This window comes from Mesorhizobium sp. 1B3 (genome assembly GCF_050958605.1).
Lineage (GTDB): Bacteria > Pseudomonadota > Alphaproteobacteria > Rhizobiales > Rhizobiaceae.
The window spans coordinates 143,290-161,770 of sequence record NZ_JBJHDO010000014.1 but is presented as its reverse complement, the minus strand read 5'-3'; the positions used below and the strand labels follow the sequence as shown (position 1 = coordinate 161,770).

At 63.7% G+C, this 18,481-nt stretch carries 15 protein-coding genes and 1 pseudogene; 15 read left to right on the top strand and 1 reads right to left on the bottom strand.

The annotated features are described in order from the left end of the window. Positions 1-109: 109 nt before the first annotated feature. The 9 genes and pseudogenes from ACCO56_RS28570 to ACCO56_RS28530 all read left to right on the top strand — a co-directional run bounded on the left by ACCO56_RS28570 (position 110) and on the right by ACCO56_RS28530 (position 9,984). Positions 110-915 (top strand): annotated as a pseudogene (locus ACCO56_RS28570) (amino acid ABC transporter permease). Between the two features lie 69 nt (positions 916-984). Beyond that, positions 985-1,515 (top strand): MgtC/SapB family protein, encoded by a 531-nt coding sequence (locus tag ACCO56_RS28565; protein ID WP_433644322.1) that lies wholly within the window; start codon positions 985-987, stop codon positions 1,513-1,515. A gap of 243 nt (positions 1,516-1,758) precedes the next feature. After that, positions 1,759-3,168 (top strand): 3-isopropylmalate dehydratase large subunit, encoded by a 1,410-nt coding sequence (gene leuC, locus ACCO56_RS28560; protein ID WP_433644321.1) that lies wholly within the window; start codon positions 1,759-1,761, stop codon positions 3,166-3,168. Between the two features lie 158 nt (positions 3,169-3,326). Continuing rightward, complete coding sequence (locus ACCO56_RS28555; RefSeq protein ID WP_433644320.1) at positions 3,327-4,520, top strand: GGDEF domain-containing protein; 1,194 nt, start codon at positions 3,327-3,329, stop codon at positions 4,518-4,520. Positions 4,521-4,607: 87 nt separating this feature from the next. Further along, positions 4,608-5,807 (top strand): diguanylate cyclase, encoded by a 1,200-nt coding sequence (locus tag ACCO56_RS28550; RefSeq protein WP_433644319.1) that lies wholly within the window; start codon positions 4,608-4,610, stop codon positions 5,805-5,807. A gap of 455 nt (positions 5,808-6,262) precedes the next feature. After that, positions 6,263-6,889 carry a flavin reductase family protein gene (locus tag ACCO56_RS28545; RefSeq protein WP_433644318.1) on the top strand — a complete coding sequence of 209 codons (627 nt, stop codon included), beginning with the start codon at positions 6,263-6,265 and terminating at the stop codon, positions 6,887-6,889. 58 nt (positions 6,890-6,947) lie between these two features. Continuing rightward, positions 6,948-7,736 (top strand): enoyl-CoA hydratase, encoded by a 789-nt coding sequence (locus tag ACCO56_RS28540; RefSeq protein ID WP_433644317.1) that lies wholly within the window; start codon positions 6,948-6,950, stop codon positions 7,734-7,736. Next, positions 7,733-8,947 carry an acyl-CoA dehydrogenase family protein gene (locus ACCO56_RS28535; RefSeq protein WP_433644316.1) on the top strand — a complete coding sequence of 405 codons (1,215 nt, stop codon included), beginning with the start codon at positions 7,733-7,735 and terminating at the stop codon, positions 8,945-8,947. Before ACCO56_RS28540 ends, ACCO56_RS28535 begins: the two co-directional genes overlap by 4 nt. Continuing rightward, positions 8,944-9,984 (top strand): acyl-CoA dehydrogenase family protein, encoded by a 1,041-nt coding sequence (locus ACCO56_RS28530; protein WP_433644315.1) that lies wholly within the window; start codon positions 8,944-8,946, stop codon positions 9,982-9,984. The genes ACCO56_RS28535 and ACCO56_RS28530 overlap by 4 nt, the downstream gene beginning before the upstream one ends. 58 nt (positions 9,985-10,042) lie before the next feature. Here ACCO56_RS28530 and ACCO56_RS28525 read toward each other — a convergent pair whose 3' ends face one another. Then, a complete protein-coding gene (locus ACCO56_RS28525) occupies positions 10,043-10,780 on the bottom strand; it encodes an IclR family transcriptional regulator (protein ID WP_433644314.1) in 738 nt (245 codons plus the stop codon). A gap of 516 nt (positions 10,781-11,296) precedes the next feature. Between ACCO56_RS28525 and ACCO56_RS28520 the strand changes: the two genes are divergently transcribed. The 6 genes from ACCO56_RS28520 (at position 11,297) to ACCO56_RS28495 (ending at position 18,449) form a co-directional block, all read left to right on the top strand. Then, positions 11,297-12,355 carry an extracellular solute-binding protein gene (locus ACCO56_RS28520; RefSeq protein ID WP_433644313.1) on the top strand — a complete coding sequence of 353 codons (1,059 nt, stop codon included), beginning with the start codon at positions 11,297-11,299 and terminating at the stop codon, positions 12,353-12,355. A gap of 145 nt (positions 12,356-12,500) precedes the next feature. Next, complete coding sequence (locus tag ACCO56_RS28515) at positions 12,501-13,610, top strand: ABC transporter ATP-binding protein (protein WP_433644312.1); 1,110 nt, start codon at positions 12,501-12,503, stop codon at positions 13,608-13,610. Positions 13,611-13,612: 2 nt separating this feature from the next. Next, a complete protein-coding gene (locus ACCO56_RS28510; protein ID WP_433644311.1) occupies positions 13,613-15,340 on the top strand; it encodes an ABC transporter permease in 1,728 nt (575 codons plus the stop codon). Between the two features lie 64 nt (positions 15,341-15,404). Then, positions 15,405-16,817 carry a phenylacetate--CoA ligase family protein gene (locus tag ACCO56_RS28505; RefSeq protein ID WP_433644310.1) on the top strand — a complete coding sequence of 471 codons (1,413 nt, stop codon included), beginning with the start codon at positions 15,405-15,407 and terminating at the stop codon, positions 16,815-16,817. A 10-nt stretch (positions 16,818-16,827) separates the two neighbouring features. Then, positions 16,828-17,622 (top strand): CoA transferase subunit A, encoded by a 795-nt coding sequence (locus ACCO56_RS28500; protein ID WP_433644309.1) that lies wholly within the window; start codon positions 16,828-16,830, stop codon positions 17,620-17,622. Continuing rightward, positions 17,622-18,449 carry a hypothetical protein gene (locus tag ACCO56_RS28495; RefSeq protein WP_433644308.1) on the top strand — a complete coding sequence of 276 codons (828 nt, stop codon included), beginning with the start codon at positions 17,622-17,624 and terminating at the stop codon, positions 18,447-18,449. Before ACCO56_RS28500 ends, ACCO56_RS28495 begins: the two co-directional genes overlap by 1 nt. Positions 18,450-18,481 lie beyond the last annotated feature (32 nt).

Genomic DNA, 18,481 nt, shown 5'->3' with positions numbered 1-18,481 from the left:
TTGCGGGGAGAGATGTCCGGCAGGACAGTGAGGGGCAACATGGGCCGGCTAGCAGGTGGGAAATCAGCCCTTGGTTCGCGTCTCGGCGCGACCATCCGCGCCTGATCCGGTGACCCTTTCGAAGCATAACGAAGACTTCCCCTGGTGGCTGGTCGCCACGATCGGTTTCGGCGCGATCGTGGCGTTCTCCATTGCCGCGAGCGAGCTTTACGCGGAAGTGTTTCGGGTCGTCGTCAAGGGCATCGGCGTCACTATCTTCGTCACGGTCGTGGGCTTCGCGCTGGCCTCAGCACTAGGGCTCGGCATCGCGTTGATGGCGCTGTCTGGCTCCGTCTGGCTGCGCCAGATCGCACGCTTCTATGTCGAGATCATTCGCGGCATTCCGATACTCGTGCTCCTGTTCTGGATCGCCTTCGTCGGTGTCCCGGCATTCGTGGCGGCGTGGAACTGGCTTACCGTACCGCTTCGGGAAGCAGGTCTTGCCGGGGAGATGATGGTCCGCGACGTCTCGCTGCTGTGGCGGGCGATCATCGCGCTCACCGTCGGCTATTCCGCCTTCATTTCGGAAGTGTTCCGGGCGGGGATCCAGTCGGTCGACGGCGGCCAGATCGAGGCGGCGAAATCGCTCGGCCTTTCCCGCTTTCACCGCTTTCGGCTGATCGTCATGCCGCAGGCGATCCGCACCATGCTGCCGCCACTCGGCAATGATTTCGTCGCGCTGGTGAAGGATTCCTCGCTGGTTTCGGTTCTCGGCGTCGCAGACATCACGCAGCTCGGAAAGGTCTATGCCGCCGGTTCCTTCCGTTTCTTCGAGACCTATTCGATCGTGGCTTATGTCTATCTGATCCTGACGGCCTGTCGCTGGCGTTGAGGGCGTTGGAGCGCAGGATGCGCCGGTCGGGCGAGAGAAGCTGAATCCCGAGACGGCTGCGGAACCGGCACCCGCCCGACGCGTTACCCGGTGCCACAATCTCCGGGGGAATCATGGACCAGCTCGTCGATGAATTCGGTCATCCCACCTACACCGCTTTCTCCGTCATCGCGGCGCGGCTTCTGCTCGCCACGGTCTACGGCGCCGCCATCGGCTTCGAACGCGAATGGCACAACCGACCAGCCGGGCTGCGCACTCACATCATGGTGTGCCTCGCCGCCGCCATGTTCGGCATCCTCACCATCGAGATCGTTCACGCGCCGATGTTCGTGGGCGAGGCGACACGGGTCGATCCGATCCGCGCCGTGGAAGCGGTGACGGCGGGTATTGCCTTCCTCGCAGCCGGCACGATCCTCTTCGCGCGTGGGGAAGTGCAGGGGCTGACCACCGGCGCGGGCATGTGGCTCGCCGGCGCCATCGGCCTGGCCTGCGGTTTCGGCCTCTGGCAGGTGGCAGGCTTCGGCACGCTGCTTGCGCTTATCGTGCTTGGTCTCATGCAGAAGCTGGCGGATCGGCTGAACATAGATGGGCGTCAGCCAAGGAAGGAGGGCGAGCCTTCGGGGATAAAGGGGAAGGAGATGTAGGGGTTCCCGCGCAATCCGCCCCAATTGCCGGAACCCCAAAAGCTTGGTATTGAGCCAATCGATGGAAGAGCTTTTTGGAGATCCGGCCTACAAGGGCTTCGTGCTGCAGGACCGCAAGCGCCTGCCGTCGCGATTCCATGCCCGGATTTCCGGCGCGCTGACCAGCCGCCTTATCTAGGGGGCCGACGGGCCTCCGGCCGTTGCCGGACTTTTCATCTTTCTCGCTATCGACGGATTTGAATCATGAGCGGACCTCGCACCCTTTACGACAAGATCTTCGACGACCACGTCGTCGACCGTCAGGACGACGGCACCTGCCTTCTCTATATCGACCGCCACCTCGTGCATGAGGTGACAAGCCCGCAGGCCTTCGAAGGCCTGCGCATGGCTGGACGCGGGGTGCGCCATCCCGAAAAGACGCTGGCCGTGGTCGATCACAACGTGCCGACCTCGCCCGACCGCAAGACCGGCATCAAGAATGAGGAAAGCCGCATCCAGGTCGAGACGCTCGCCAAGAACGCCGCCGATTTCGGAGTCGAATATTACTCCGAGAACGACAAGCGCCAGGGCATCGTCCACATCATCGGCCCCGAACAGGGCTTCACCTTGCCGGGCATGACGATCGTCTGCGGCGACAGCCATACCTCCACGCACGGCGCCTTCGGCGCCCTGGCACACGGCATCGGCACATCGGAGGTGGAGCACGTGCTGGCCACCCAGACGCTGATCCAGCGCAAGGCGAAGAACATGCTGGTGCGCGTCGACGGTCAGCTCCCGGAAGGCGTCACCGCCAAGGATATCGTGCTCGCCATCATCGGCGAGATCGGCACGGCCGGCGGTACGGGCTACGTCATCGAATATGCCGGCGAGGCGATCCGCTCGCTGTCGATGGAAGGCCGCATGACCATCTGCAACATGTCGATCGAAGGCGGCGCGCGCGCCGGCCTGATCGCGCCGGACGAGACGACTTTCGCCTACATCAAGGGTCGCCCGAAAGCCCCCAAGGGCCAGGCCTGGGACATGGCGCTCGACTATTGGAAGACGCTCCACACCGACGAAGGCGCGCATTTCGACAAGGTCGTGGTGCTCGACGCGGCCAAGCTGCCGCCCATCGTCACCTGGGGTTCCTCGCCCGAGGACGTCGCGTCGGTGCAAGGCGTCGTGCCCGATCCGGACGAGATCGCGGATGAGACCAAGCGCAATTCCAAGAAGCGCGCGCTCGATTATATGGGCCTGCAGCCGGGCACCAAGATCACCGACATCGAAATCGACCGCGTCTTCATCGGCTCCTGCACCAATGGCCGCATCGAGGATCTGCGCGCCGTCGCCAGGGTGGTCGAGGGCAAGACGGTCAACCCGCGCGTCAACGCCATGATCGTGCCGGGCTCGGGTCTCGTGAAGGAGCAGGCGGAGGCCGAGGGCCTCGACAAGATCTTCGTCGCAGCCGGTTTCGACTGGCGCGAGCCTGGCTGCTCCATGTGTCTGGCCATGAACGACGACCGGCTGAAGCCGCACGAGCGCTGCGCCTCCACCTCGAACCGCAATTTCGAGGGACGCCAGGGCTTCAAGGGCCGCACGCATCTCGTGTCGCCGGCCATGGCAGCCGCGGCGGCGATCGCCGGCCATTTCGTCGACATCCGCGACTGGCGTTGACCGGCCGCTACCGGGCCGCATCCGCTCGGCGAAAGACGCCCGTCCTTCCAACGGCAGCTCCCGGTTGAGGAGCTGCCGTTTTCACGTCATCGTGAGGCCTGCTTAACCGCTTGTTTCCGCTTCGTGGCTAGGATTGCCGCGACGGAAAGGCGGCGGACTTGGGCAACGGCATCTTCATCGCGCTGCTGAACCCGGCGATCTCAGCGATCTTTGCGGGCGGCTTCTTCATCTTGTGGCGGCATCAGAGGGAGCGCCGCTATATAGGCGTGCTTGCCTTATCTTATTTCGCGGCCGCCTGCGGGTACCTGCTGCAGAGCGTTACCTTGCCCGTCGGCATGGCGCTCACAAAGCTCGCCTCGAACACGTTCTTCGTCGTTACCGCCTACATGATGGCGCTCGGCGTTCTGGAGAAGTTCGGGCGCAAAGTCCCGCATGTGGCGCTTGGCTTGATAAGCGGCATCGGGCTGGCTGTCCTGTCCTGGTTTCTTTTTGTTCAGCCAGACATGGGCTGGCGCGTCCTGGCGATAAATTTCACCCTGGCTGGAATATGTCTCGTCATTGCGGCCGAGCTCAGGGCGGTGAAGGACAAGGTCTTTGTCGATCGGCTGCTGATGGTCGCGCTGGTGGCCAATGGATGCAATTTTCTGGTGCGTCCCGTCGTCATCGTCGCCTTCGTCGGGCCGCCTGCCAGCGATGGCGACATTTTCATGTCGCTTTATTGGATAACCACCGCGGTAACGCATGCCTTCAATTCAGTGCTGCTGGCCATATGCCTGATGACGGGGATTGCGCTCGAGGTGATCGGCAGGCTGCGGAAGGATGCTCTGAACGACCCGCTGTCCGGGGTGCTCAACCGGCGCGGCTTCGAGGAGAGCGGCAATGCGTTGCTGGGGCGCAGGGACGCGGAAAGCGCACCGACCTCGCTCGTGCTCGCCGACCTCGACCACTTCAAGGACATCAATGACAATTACGGCCATGCGGTCGGCGACCGCGTCATCGCGGCCTTCGGCACCACCCTGCGCGAGTTGGCGAAGGAGGGCGCGGTCGTTGGAAGGATCGGCGGCGAGGAATTCGCGATCATCCTTCCCGGATGTGACAGCGCACAAGCGCAGGCCTTCGCGGAAAGCGCGAGGATTTCTTTCGGGAATATCGCCATACCCGGCGTACCCAAGGCCACCTCGTTCACCGCCAGCTTCGGCATAGCCGAAAGGGAGATGGCAGACGATACGCTTTCGCGGATGCTCGATCGAGCGGATGTAGCGCTGTATCGGGCAAAGGACGACGGCCGCAACCAGGTTTGCGTCTTCTCCCACAGCATGGTATTGGCCGCTCCTCGCCGCGCTTTGGCGTAAAGTCGGCGTCGGCAACATTCTGTTCACATAACGGATTAACGTGATCTTGGGGCAGGCCGTGCATAGCTTGCACCAGGAGGCGGGCCCATGAGCGGTGCAGGCTATATCCTTGCGATCAATCTGATCGTCGCGGGACTTCTCGCGACGGCTTTCCTGATGATCGCCGTCTATGATCGCGCCCGCGTTTCGGCGCGCTGGCTGGCGCTGGCTTATTTCCTCGGCGTCGCCTACCTGATGGTCGAGGCGGCGATGCCGTTCGTGGCGGATGCGCGCTGGCCGGTGGTTCTCGCCTTCGCGCTTTTTCTCGCCGCGACCGCCGCCTTCAATGTCGGCGTCGCGCGCAAATACGAGGTTGCTTTCCCCTGGCGGCTGTCGGTGGCCATCTTCGTGGTTTCGGTCGTGTCGGTGGCACTCGTCCAGGATCTGCCACGCCATTCCTTCGTCCGCATGATGGCTTACCAGGCGCCCTATTTCGTCATGCAGGCCATCGGCGCGGGGCTGGTGATGTCGTCGCGCCTCAGGCGCGTTCTCGACAACGCCTTCGCGATGCTGCTCGCCGCAAGCGCCGTGCATTTCCTGATCAAGCCGTTCCTTGCGGCGCATCTCGGCGGATGGGGCGCCAATCCGCAGGCCTACCTGCAAAGCAACTACGCCATGGCCTCGCAGACCATCGGTACGATCCTCGCGATGGCGATCGCGCTGATGATGCTGGTGATCCTGGTGCGCGACCTCGTCTCGCACATGACGGAGACGTCCGAAACCGACGCTCTTTCAGGGCTGCTCAACCGCCGCGGATTCGAGCGTCTGGCCAGCCGCGCGTCTGCCCAGGCGATCGAGCAGGGCATGCCGGTGTCGCTGATCATCGCCGACATCGACCACTTCAAGACCATCAACGACAGTTTCGGCCATGCCACGGGCGACCGCGTGATCTCGGCCTTCGCGCAATTCCTGCGCTCGGCGCTATCGGCGCACCACGTCGCGGGGCGGATCGGCGGCGAGGAGTTCGCCATCGTCCTGCCCGGCACCAATCTCGTCGCGGCCCGGCTCTTCGCCGAAGGCGTTCGCGGCACCGCCGGCGGCCTCTATGTCGAGGGGCTGCCGCAGACCTTACGCTTCACCGCGAGTTTCGGCGTGGCCGAACTGGCAAGGGGCGAAAGCCTTTCCGACCTGATGCAGCGCGCCGACCAGGCCCTTTACGACGCCAAGAAGTCGGGTCGGGACAGGGTGCGAGTGGCCTCGAACAACGCCGTTGCCGGCTTCCCACGTATCGGCGGTGCAAGGGATTAGCTGCCGATAACGATGCCTTGCGTCGTCGGCCGTGTAGGATGTTCTTCGCCACTCCTTTCACGCGCCGCGCTGTACGTCGACGACGATCTTCCGCCTTGTTCTATATGGTGGAAGACAAAAGCGTTCCCGTGTCTTTCCCATTCGCGTGACGCGAGTATGGTGCGGTCCAGGTGCAGGAGATGCCGGGCGATGCTGGTTGGGGCGAGCCCGGGTCGATGCCGCGGACCGGTGCCCACCGCTGTCCATGGAGGTCGAGAGGCGGGAAGCGATCAGGTCCGGCGCCCGTGATCGCTGGTGACGGCGGCGGCAAGGTTTCCGAAGGTGGGACCATGCCGTTCGGGACTGTGGCGCGGAAAACATCCGTGCTGATGAGGCAGTTCGTTCCGGGAAGGACAGGGCCCGCTCGAATGGCATGGCGCAACAGGTTTTGACGCGAAGATTATTCAGAAAGCGCCATGGACCTCATCTCGGAAGAACTCACCACCGAACAGATCTACAGGCTTATGACGGGCCTGATCGTTCCCCGGCCGATCGCCTGGGTGACGACCTTGTCACCCGCTGGGAAGGTCAATCTCGCTCCCTTCAGCGCATTCACTTTCCTTTCCACGCAGCCGCCGATGATCGGGATCAGCATCGCGCAGCGCCAAGGCGGCCCTAAGGACACGGCGCGTAACATCGACGCGAACGGTGAGTTCGTCGTCAATATCCCGACGGAGGACCTTGCCGGCTTCGTGCACGGCAGCTCCCGCGAACTGCCTGGTGACATCAGCGAAACTGAATTGCTGGGGATCGGGGTGGCGCCTTCCCGCGCCGTATCGGTGCCGCGCCTCGCAATCGTGCCTGCGGCGATGGAGTGCAGGCTCGAACGGACGATCGAGTTCGGGGATCTCCGCGCGCTCCTGGTGGTGGGCCGGATCCTGCGTTTTCACGTCCGCGACGATCTTCTGGGAGACGGCAAGATCCCGACGGACCGGCTGCGGCCGCTCGCACGCATCGCCGGGCCCCGTTACGCCAAAATCGGCGAAATTCTCGAGATGATGCCGCTGCACGAAGGTTCGCGCATCTGCGAAGGCGCGAAATAGCTTTGGGCGGTACGAAACGGCAAGGCCCAGACAGACCAGGGGAAGATTGGAGAGAGCTGTGTACCAAGACATCGACTATCGGGTCGAAGGGCCCGTCGCCTACATCCTTCACGCCAGGCCCGAGGCTCGCAATGCGGAAAGCAAACGGCTTCTGGACGAAATGGATGCGGCACTCGATCAAGCGGTCGCCGATCCTGCGGTGCGGGTGATCGTCATCGGCGGGCAGGGAGATCACTTCTCCGCAGGACACGATCTGAAGGAAGCACAACGCGACCGCCAGGGCTTCACCGTCGAGGAACGGTGGGCCTATGAGCAGAAGCGCTATTTCGACTATGCACTCCGGATATGGGATTGCCCGAAGCCGACCATCGCCCGTGTCCAGGGCGCCTGCATCGCCGGCGGCTTCATGGTCGCCAATCTCTGCGATCTGGTGATCGCGTCGGACGACGCCTTCTTCGCCGATCCGGTGGTGCGCACGCTGTCTTGCGCGGCGGTCGAGGTGCTGATTCACCCCTGGGTCATGGGGCTGCGCCGAGCCAAGGAATTCCTTTACACCGGCGAAAGGATGACTGCGGTCGAGGCTCGTGAGATCGGGATGGTCAATCGGGTCGTCCCACGGGCGGAACTCGAGGCGGCCACGCGGGAGCTCGCCGAGAAGATTTCCGGAACTCCTCCCTTCGCACTGAGCCTCGTCAAGCGTTCGCTCAACCGTTCTTTCGACGCGCAGGGGTTCCGAACGGCCCTTTCCGCGCATTTCGACATCCACCAACTCTCTCATGTCACAGACGAATTCGCGCGCATGCGCGAAGCGGGGTTGGCGAGCGCGATCAACAGGGGCAAGGAATGACGCAGGGGCTGACTGAGCCTTCCGGACGCGGTCCGGCGTTCCTGCTCGTGCAGGAAGACGCTGATTTTCGCGCCGGTCTGCGGGAGTGGCTTGCTCGGGAGCTGCCTTTGCGGGCGGCAGGACGTGGACCTGCCGGGCGCAATGCCTTGGAGTTTCGCCGCGCCTGGGAAGATCACATCTGCCAGGCGGGCCTCTCCGGCCTGGGATGGCCGCTCGCCGTCGGGGGACATGAACTGTCCCTCAAGCGGCAGGCTATCTTCCACGAGGAATGCGCCCGCGCCGGAACTCCCTTGCCGGTGAACATGATCGGCCATGGCATCGTTGCTCCGACGCTTATCGCTTACGGATCCGAGGCACAGAAGAGCCGCTTCCTGCCACGCATCCTCGACAATTCCGAAATCTGGTGCCAAGGCTACTCCGAACCCGGCGCCGGTTCCGACCTTGCCGCCCTGGCCGCGAAGGGGGAGCGCCGCGGCGACGTTTACGTCCTCAACGGTCAAAAGATCTGGACGAGTTTCGCCGACATTTCGGATTTCTGCCTGATGCTTGCACGCACCGGTAGCGGCCCGAGCCCCCGCGCGGGAATTTCCGTGCTTCTGGTGGACATGCGACTTCCCGGCATCACCGTTCGCCCGATCCGTCAGATCACGGGCGAGGCCGATTACAACGAGGTTTTCTTCGACGACGTGAAGGTTCCGGCGGAGAATCTTCTGGGCGAGGAGAACGAAGGCTGGCGCCTGGCCATGGCTGCCGCCAACTATGAACGCAGCACCTATTTCGTCCCGCGCGTGGTGCGCATGCAGGCGGAGATCGAACAACTCGTCGCCCTTGCCGCGCAGAAGATGCGGAACGGCCGGCCGGCGATCGAGGATCCGGCGATCCGCTCGGCCATAACGGATCTGGGCATCAACATTCACGCCCTTCGCCTCTTCGCCGACCAGATCCTCGCCGCCGCCGAAAGGGGAGAGACTTCGGGAGTGGACAGTTCCGCCATCAAGCTCATGTGGAGCGAGAATCATCAGCGACTTTTCGACGTCGCGATGGATGTGCTCGGCAGCGAAGCGATGTTGGGACCGCAGGAGCTCTCCGGCGCGAGCGAGGGGCGTTGGGCACGCGACTTCCTCTGGACGAGAGCGGAAACGATCCTCGCGGGCACTTCGGAGGTGCACAGGAACATCATCGCCGAACGTGGCCTGGGATTACCGAAATGACACATATCCATGCACCCTCGGCCAGCTTCGGCGACCCCGCGTTGCGCGAAGCCGTAGCCGCCGCGCTGGAGGACGTCGCCCTTTCCTCCTCACATGACGATCTGCCCGCACTGGCCCGGCAGCACTGGCAACTCGCCACCGAGATGGGCTGGACGGCGGCCCTCGTTCCCGAGCATCAGGGTGGGCTGGCACTCGGGATGGGTTTCGCCGCCGATCTCTGCGAGGAAGCCGGCCGCCATCTCTTCTGCGGACCCCTGGCGGAAACGGCGGTGCTGCTTCCCGCCCTGGCGCGCGAGACGAAACAATTCGAAGAACTGCTCCCATCCGTCGCTTCGGGTGCGGTGCGGCTCGCTTATGCCGAGCCGGACAGATTGGATGGGACGACGGTGTCGGCGCTGGCCGAGCATGCTTTGGAGGCCACGCATTTCATCTTTGTGCACCAGCGCGAGGAAGACCTTGCAATTCTTCTGGCACCGGCCGGATCGGTTGCAGTGAGCCTCTTGCAGCCGATGGATCCTTCGAGCACGGTAGGCCGTGCGGAATTGGCGAACCCGCGCGACTGCATCAGTCATGTGCTCGATGCCACGGCCGCCCGACGTGTCCTTGCTGCCCTGCATATCGCCGTGGCGGCCGATCTTCTCGGCGTCGGCGAGGCAGCTCTGGCGCGAACGGTCACCCATGTGCTGGAGCGCAAGCAGTTCGGACAGCAGATCGGTCGTTTCCAGGGAATCAAGCATCGCCTGGCCGACGTGCACACCGCCCTGGCCGCGGCGCGGTTGGCGGTTGCCCGGGCTATAGGGGCGAATGCCTGCTTCGAGGATGCCCGCCATGCGCGCATCCTGGCTGCCGATGCGGCCACCAGGGCAGCGGCGGCCGCGGTCCAGTTGCACGGCGGCCTCGGCTTCTCCTGGGAACTCGAGCTTCACTTCTACCTCAAGCGGTCTCGCCGCCTCAACGCTCGGAACGGGGGCACCATCCCGCTGCGGGCCGCCGCAGGCGAAAGCATCATCGCAGCGGCGTTGGCGGCCAGCGCCTGACGGCCGACAATGTTGGTAATGAGAGCCGCTCCCGGGGAGCGGCTCTCTCGCTCCCGGATCAGCAAAGCCTCCGGGTGAAGTGCTGCGTCAGTTCCTGCATCTTGGCGATCGTGAAGCTGCGGCGGGATGGGGTAGCTTCCGCAGTTTCAAGCGCAGCGGCAACCGCCAGCCGTGCCGGGGAGTCGGGCGACGGCAGCGTGATTCCGATGCCGACGATCCCCGGCGTCACCGGACTGCGCCGCACCACGTAGCCGTCGCGCCGTGCCGCCTCCAGATGGTCCCGGAAGCTGGAACCCGTTGTCCGCACGAACCGCCGATAGACCGACGCATTGGCGGAGATCGCCTGCTCGGCCTGATCCTCGGGCAGCGCCGCGAGCAGGATCATCCCGCCGACCCCGGCGCCAAGAGGCAGCCGGTCGCCGATGCCGAGGGTCGGCTGCTTTGCGGCGCCCGCGAAATCCAGCCGGTCGATGCATAAGCTGTCGAGACCGCTTCGCAGCAGCAGGTAGAAAGTTGCATTCGTTTCCGTCACCAGTGCTTCAAGCAACGGCCTGTGGCGGCTTGCTTCCTCGCGCGCTCCGTCGGAGGCCAGCCCCAGTTCCCGGGCGAAGTTTCCCAGGGAATATCGATGCCCAGTGACGTCCTGCGAGATCAACCCGTGCTGGATGAGCCTTTTCAGGATTCGACGTGCAGTCGGGGCCGGCAGTCCGGCTTCCTTCGCGAGGTCGGTCAGTCGAGCGCCCTTCGGGCAGTAGGTGGCTACCAGGCGAAGCAGCGACACCGTGCGGTCGATCATTTGTGTTCCCTGTGCGGGTGTCGCCTGAATCTCGATCATCTCCGGTTCCTCCAATCGCGCGACATACGAAATGCCGCCGCTATCATCCCGCGCACCTGCTGTGCCGGTCTGCCTTCGACGGTTTGAGCGGGTCCCGCCATGATCGCTCAGCGCTCTGCGGCGTGTCGCGAAGAGCGAGGCTGGCGAGCGCTCCTCCCTCAGCGTCCTCCTCGGCTTGACCACCCGTCATATACAGTACAAGATGTCGAAAGATCGATAGTGATGTCGAATTTTTTCGGCTGGAGCCTTTTGGACCTCCCTGGCGGGCGATCCGGCTCCCGTTGGAGATCGGGGCTGCTGAAGCGCTATCCCGCTTCAGCGCGATGGGGCGGTTGGACCCGAATTCAAGCCTTTCACATAGTGGAGACAAAAGCGGAGAAGGCCTCGATCGTGCGGTTCCAAAGCCGTGCCAATTGCAACATACATACGGGCGTCTGCCGGTGCCGTGTGACGATCGAATTCAATGGGAGGAAGAAAATGAACCGAACAATCGCGACTATCAGAAACGTGCTCTCAGCATCGGCGATCATGCTCGTATCGCTGTCGGCCCCCGCTTTTTCGGCGACATTTGAAGAAGTCCTGGAAGGCGCCAAGAAGGAAGGGCGCCTCTTCGTCCTGGTGTCGAGCCCCGGCAAGCCCGAAACTCACCAAGCGGTCGCCAAGGCGTTCAACGAACGTTTCGGCCTGAACACGCAGATCGAGTGGACGGCAACCAATCCGGTCCAGACCGGCAGCAAGCTGATCGCCGAACAGGGCGGCGCGGGCTTTGCCGACGTCATCGGCGCCGGCGGCAACCAGGAAATGGCCGTTCTCGCCGAGCGCGGCATCCTCAAGCCGTATCCGTGGAAGGAAACCTTCGGTGGCGAACTCCAGGGCCTGGACCAGGCAATCGATCCGGTGATCCAGGATCTCAAGGGTGCAGGCCTCGCCATAGCGCATAATGTTTACGGCCCGGCTTGGAACAAGGACCTGATCTCGGCTGAAGAAGTGCCGAACACCTATGCCGAGCTGCTGACGTCGGAATGGACCGGGCGGTTCTCCGTCAACGCGTTCTCGCTCAACCCGGTCGACTACTACTCCTTCGCGCTCGGCGCGGACGCGACCCTCGAAATGGCCCAGGCGATCCTCGACAACAGCCCGATCCTGGAGCGTGGCACGGGGGCGGTGACGCGGGCGATTTCGGTTGGGCAGGCTCCGGTCGGCATATCCTCGTTCCATCAGGCCGGCCGCTCAGCAAATCTCGGGTTCAAGCTCTTCACTGACTACGTGCCGATCGGCGTGCTCCACGTCTACGTGCCGGAAAACGCCCCGAACCCTAACACTGCGCGCCTCTTCGCCGCCTGGTTCGCGACGGAAGGCATGAAGGTCGTCAACGAGTCCGAGCCGATGCCGCGGCTTGGCGACGGTTCCCCGCTCGACAAGATGCTCGCCGACGTCAAGGCCGGCGGTGGCAAGGTGATCAGCGAGACTTCGCTCGCCGACACCGACAGCGCGGCAAAGTTGCGCAAGCAGATCGCGGATCTGATGACGCAGTAACCGCGTCGAATCCACGTCTGCGCGTCCGCAGGTGCGATTGCGCAGACTTCCTGTCGCCGGTGAAGTCATCTGTTGGCGGAAGCATTTTTCGAGCGCCGACAGGCCGGCGATAGCTGCCGGGATGCCGCACTGCATGGACGAACAAATGCTCGAGATCAAAAATCTTCAGAAGGCCTATCTCGGCCGCGACGGCAGAACGGCCACCCAAGCGCTTGGCGGCGTCTCCTTCGAGGTCGAGGAGGGTGCCTTCTTCACCCTGCTCGGGCCGAGCGGTTGCGGCAAGACGACGATGCTTCAATGCATCGCCGGACTGGAGACGCCGGACAGCGGAACGATCCGCATGGGCGACCAGGTCGTGTTCAGCAGTTCCGATCGCGTTCTGGTTCCCGCCAACAAGCGCGAACTCGGGATGGTCTTCCAATCCTACGCGATCTGGCCGCATATGACCGTGTTCGAAAATGTGGCCTTTCCGCTGCTGCACGGCCCTCGACGCTCTTCTGGCTCCGACGTCAAGAAGGAGGTCGCGCGGGCGCTCGAGATGGTGCAGCTCGGCCATGTCTCGGACCGGCCCGCGCCGATGCTCAGCGGCGGCCAACAACAGCGTGTCGCGCTTGCGCGCGCTCTGGTTCACAGACCTCGCGTCCTGCTTCTGGACGAGCCGCTGTCGAATCTCGACGCGAAACTGCGCGATTCCATGCGCAACGAGATTCGCAGCCTCGTCAAGACGGTGGGGATCACCACGATCTTCGTGACCCACGACCAGACCGAGGCAGTCGGAATGTCCGACCAGATCATGCTGATGCGCGCGGGATCCATTGTCCAGAAAGGCGGTCCCCGCGACATTTATCTGCGGCCGAACAGCGTATTCGCTGCCGATTTCATGGGCCGCAGCAACCTGGTTGCGGGACGGGTTCTCGATGAGGGTGCGCGCATCCGCATCGAGACGCCGTTCGGTCCGCTGGCGGCCGAAACGGACGCCGAATTGCGCAAGGGCGACGAGGCGGTGGCGGTCATTCGCCCCCAAGCGGTCTCGCTGGTCACACGCGAAGCCTCGGCGACGCTCGAGAACTGCTTTGCCGGCCAGATCCTGTCGCTGACCTTCCTCGGGGATGTCGTCGAAACCGAAGTGCAGGTGATGGGGCAGAAGCTTGTCCTCATGCTCAACCCGTACGACCTGCACACAAGGGGGGACGAAATCTTCTTGCACATGCCGGCCGAGCGGTGCGTGATCGTTCCGGCCGAGAAGGCGGCGTAGGCATGGCTACCGTTTCCGCGCAAAGCCACCCGCGCTTCGGACCACGCTGGTCGCAGCAGACGGTGGTTCTGCTCCTGCTGCTGCTTCTTGTCGGTGTGCTGGTCCTGGGCCCGATCCTGATCCTCGTCCGCTCCTCCTTCGCGCCCGAAGGGACGATGCCGCTCGAGACCTGGCAGTTCAGTCTCGAACATTTCCACGCATTGCTGACCAGCGCGACGACCTGGCGGCTGGTGCGCAACACGATGGTCTACGCGCTCTGTTCGATGGCTATCGGCGTATCCATTGCGACCTGCATCGCTTGGCTCACCGAGCGGACCGATATGCCCGGCCGTTTCCCGGTGCGCGTGCTCATGTTCTCCTGGATGGCGGTGCCGGCTCTGGTGGTGGGCTTTGGTTGGATCCTGCTCCTGAACCCCGGAAACGGCGTGCTCAACGTGCTTTACCGGGAGCTTTCGGGGCTGCGCGGCGTGATCTTCCCGCTCTACTCCTTCTGGTCCCTGACGATCATCACATCCTTCGCCGTCGTGCCGACAGCCTACGTCATGATCTCGGGACTCCTGCGCAATATGGACCCCCAGTTGGAAAACGCCGCCCGCGTTCATGGCGGCGGAGGCTGGACGGTGATCCGACGCGTGACCCTTCCGCTCCTTGTGCCGGGCCTGTTCTCGATCGGCATCTATATGTTCATGGCGGTGGTGCAGACGTTCGACCTGCCGCTAATCATCGGCATCACTGCCCGCTTCCCAGTCCTCTCGACCCGGGTCTATCTCCTCTCCTCGCCGGACAACGGCCTGCCGAACTACGGCTTTGCCGCCGCCTTTGGCGTGCTCCTCCTCATCATCGCCTCCGGCCTGATGTGGGCTTATCTGCGCACCGTGAGCGCCGGAGAGAAGTACCGTGTCGTCACCGGCAAGGCTTTCCGTCCCCGGCGCATCGCGCTCGGCTACTGGACGCCCATCGCGGTGGGGTTCGCGTCCCTCTACTGTCTCGTCATGGCGCTGCCGCTGCTCATGTTGCTGTGGGTCAGCCTTCAAAACAGCTTTGTCGTGCCGAGCGTCGAGGCGCTCTCCGGCCTCACATTCGACGTCTATCGGCGCATCATCGCCAATCCGGTGATCATAAGGGCCGCCGTCAATACGGTAATCCTGGTCGTGGCCAGCGCGACGATCGTCATGGTCGCCTCCACCCTTATCGGCTGGTTCACGACCCGGACCGGCAGCAAGGTGGGCAAGCTGCTCGATGCGCTGTCATTCGCGCCGATGGCCATTCCGCCGATCGTGCTGGTACTCGCCATCGTGCTCATCTATCTGCGCACGCCCGTCTACGGCACGATCTGGGTCATCGTCATCGCCCATTCGACTGTCTTCCTGGCCTTCGGCGTGCGCACCATGAGCAGCGCCCTCATACAGGTTCACAGTGAACTGCCGGATGCCGCGATCGTCAGCGGAGCGAGCTGGCTCACGGCGTTGCGCAAGATCACCTTGCCGCTCGTCTGGCCGCAGTTTCTCAACGGGTGGCTATGGGTTTTCGCCCACAGCGCACGGGATCTCACCGCCCCGCTGATGCTGCTCTCGACGACCAATCTCGTCGCCGCGTCGGCGTTGTGGAACATGTGGCAGTTTCCCGACTTGCCGGGAGCGGCAGCGCTCTCCGTCATGCTGATGGCGGTCCTGATGCTGATCGTCGTTCCGTTCCAGATCTACACCGCGCGTCGGCTGGAGACGCGTTGACCCCATCCTCATCCTTGGCGCGACCCAAAGCCGGCCGATCCGGCACATGTCTCGGGAACTGAATATGGAAAGACCACACTACTACTGGCAGGCGCTCGATTGGCAGAAGCTGACGAGGGACTACCCTCCTCCCGGCCTGTTCGAGCAGACCACTGGGCGGATGTCCGGAGATGAGATCCGCGCCCTGCAGAACGAACGTTTTCTCGAGCGCGTCGCCGATGCCTGGAAGTTCCCGTTCTATCGCGACCGCTGGCGGGCGGCCGGTCTGGAGCCGGGTGACATCAGCAGCATCGACGATATCGAGAAGATACCACCCTTCACCAGCGATGACCTCAAGGCGGCGATCGAACGCGATCCGCCCTTCGGCGACCACCAGCCGGGTTCTCCGGCATTTCTGACCGAGAACCATGTCCGCATCCTAACCAGCGGCGGCACCACGGGCTTGCCCCGGATCACGCTCTTCGATGCGAACGCGCTCGAGGTTCAGGGTATCCAGAGCGCGCGCGGCTTCTGGGCGCAGGGCCTTCGTCCCTCGGACATCATCCAGATCACCTACACGAATTCGCTGGCCAATGCCGCCTGGTGCACGCTGTCGGGCGCCTTCCACTGGATCGGCGCAATCCCGATGACGACGGGTTCAGGAATCGTCACCTCGAGCGAGCGCCAGCTCCAATACGCGAAGGCCTGGGGGACGACCGCCTGGTTCACGCGCGCCGAATATCTCGCGCGCCTGGCGCAAGTGGCGCAGGAAACCGGGTTCGACCTCCATCAGCTCAAGACCCGGCAAGTCCATTCGCACATCGGTCCGGACGCCGACGGCAGCCGCCGCAGGAAACTCGAGGAGGCGTGGAACGCTCCGGTCTACGACAATTACGGCACACATGAGATCGGTGCCATCGCCTTCGAATGCCGGGAGAAGTCCGGCATGCATCTCAGCGAGGATACGGTCTATGTCGAGATCGCCGATATCGGCACCGGCGAAATCCTGCCGCCGGGCCGGACCGGCAATCTGATAGCCACCAGCCTGTACCGCAGTGTTCCGCCGATCATCCGGTTCAATATGCGCGACCTCTTGGCACTCTATCCGCGCGAGACCTGCGGCTGCGGCCTGTGCACGCAGAAGCTCTCGAATTTCCGCGGCCGCAGCGACGAGATGGTCAAGCTGCGCGGCACCAATGTCTATCCGTTGGCCTGCATGGAGGCGGTGTCGCGCGATCCACGCACCAACGGCGAATATATCTGCGTCGTCTCCCATGAGGGCGAGGGCCTCTCCCGACGCGAGCGGTTCGTGGTGCAAGTGGAGCGCCGTGCCGGCGAGATCGATGCCGAAACGCTGCGCATCGACATGGAGGCGGCGCTTCATCGCGACCTCGGCGTACGAGTGGATGTGGAGATCGTCGATCCCGGGTCGCTGGCGGCTCACACGGGGCTCGGCACCCAGAACAAGACCAAGCGTCTTCTCGATCTCCGGAAATGAGGGTTTTCAAATGAGCAAACGTATCGACCTAGACGAAATGATCGCCCTGATCGGGCCGAACGATATGATCGGCTTCGGTGGCGGCGGGATCCAGCGCAAGCCGCTTGCGGCTGCCGCTGCGATCGCACGGTCGAATCTCGATAATCTCGAGGTGGCGTCGTTTCTCGGCGGCCCGGAAGTGGACCTCCTTATCGGCGTGAAGAAGGTCCGGAAGCTGCATTTCGCTTTCGTGGGCTTCGACATGTTCGGGCTGGCGCCGAATTTTCGCGCCGCCCGGCAGGCCGGCGAGCTCGAAATCGTCGAATATTCCGAGGGGATGATGATGACGGCCTATGAAGCGGCCGCCAAGCGGCTGCCATTCCTGCCGACCCGCTTCGGGCTTGGCACGGACCTGCTCTCGACGGCCACGGCCCCCTTCCAGCAGATCTCCTGCCCGCTGTCGGGCGAACAGCTCGTGGCCGTGCCGCCGTTGGCACCCAGCATCGCCATCGTCCATGTCAACGAGGCGGACGATCAAGGCAATGCGCTCATCCACAGCGATACCTATGCGGATCTGCTGCTTATACAGGCCGCCTCCAAGGTGATCCTGACCGCGGAGCGGATCGTGAAGGAAATACCGGGCGAGCGGCGCGGCCGCTCCACCTTCGTTTCTCGTCTGTGGGTCGACCATGTCATCGAGGCACCACGCGGAGGCGGTTTCTCCGCCGTCTTCCCGGACTACCGTTTCGATCTCCCGGTCATCCTCGATTATCAGAAAAATGCCACCGACGGCGCCTGGCTCGCCCAACAGATAGGAAACCTGTGATGACCAGCAGCTACACCCTCGAAGAGCTCCTCATTGCGCGGATGGCCAGGGAATTCCGGGGCGGCAGGCTAGGTGTCGGAGCGACCATCCTGGCCGATCTCTCCGCCAGGCTTGCCAAGGCGCTCTACGTTCCGGACCTGTTCCTGACCACGATCTCGCGCGCGGCGGCCGACCCCGCCGTCCACGCCAAGAGCTTTTCCGACGAGTGGATGCTCGACGGCACGGCCAGGATGTCGCTCGGCTGGGAAGAGATGTTCCGGCTGATCGCGCAGCAGAAACTGCAGATCTGGATAGGTTCGGTGCAGATCGACCGCACCGGGGCGTCGAACATCTCCGTCATCGGCGACTGGAATCGCCCGCGCGCGCAGCTCATCGGTGCTCGCGGCATCCCAGACGATTTGTGGGGCTGCGAGCGGCTGAACTTCCATATCCGCAACCACACGCCGAAGAGCTTCGTCGAGAAGGTCGATTTCCTCTGCGGTTTCGGCCGCAATCCCGGATTCGGCAAGCAGACCACGGCTCCCGCGGCGCCGGGCATCGTCGTGTCTGATCTCGGGGTCTTCGATTTCGGAGGCCCCGACGGGACGATGCGGGTCGTATCGCTTCACCCGGGCGTTACCTTCGCGAAGGTGCAGGAGCAGACCGGCTTCGAACTGCCCGATCCGGGACCCGAAGTCGCTGTCACGGCGGCCCCCACCGAAGAGGAGCTGCACGTCATCCGCAATGTCATCGACCCGGCCGGCATGCGTCGTCTCGAGAGCTCCGAGGCGAGCGGGCGGCTCATGCGCGAGCTTTGGGAGCGTGAAGAAGCAGCCCGAGCCGCCTAGAGCATCCTTGCAGCCAAGCGGAAGCGTTGGAC